We start from the raw sequence: 541 nt of genomic DNA, 5'->3' as shown, positions 1-541 counted from the left end.
AAAAAGCGGCAATCGTCAAGGAACTTAAAGAAAAAGGATATCACATAAAATATCTTCTCAAAGCAGTAAACTTAGCTAAATCAACTTATTATTTCGAGATTGGCAAGATAGATGCTGTTGCGTTAAGAAACGAAGATTTACTTAACGAAATCAAAAGTATTTTTGAGTCAAATAAAAGTAGATATGGCGTTAGACGAGTCTATCAAGAACTGATTAATCGTGGATACAAGGTGAACCATAAGAGAGTTCAACGTCTCATGCATAAAGAAGGCTTATTAGGCAAACGTCCAAAGGAAAAATACCATCCTATAAGGGTGAGGTAGGAAAGATTGCCGACAATATCATTGCTAGAAACTTAGCACAACTGCGCCTTTACAAAAGTGGACAACAGATGTATCTCAGTTTAATTTTCATGGGGAAGTGTTACATATCGCCTGTTTTAGATATGAACACAAATGAAATCATATCATATGATTTATCTATGAGTCCTAATCTTGAACAGATAAGTAGAATGCTCGATAGAGCTTTCAATAAATTTCCA

General features: G+C 34.4%; 1 protein-coding gene. It reads left to right on the top strand.

Annotated elements, in window-relative coordinates:
- On the top strand, positions 1–323 hold a 323-nt coding region (locus AT575_RS10090), incomplete at its 5' end, for an IS3 family transposase (protein ID WP_129587079.1).
- Positions 324–541 lie beyond the last annotated feature (218 nt).

The organism is Streptococcus penaeicida (genome assembly GCF_002887775.1).
Lineage (GTDB): Bacteria > Bacillota > Bacilli > Lactobacillales > Streptococcaceae > Streptococcus > Streptococcus penaeicida.
The sequence above is the reverse complement of the archived record's forward strand: the minus strand, read 5'-3'. Positions and strand labels throughout refer to the sequence as shown.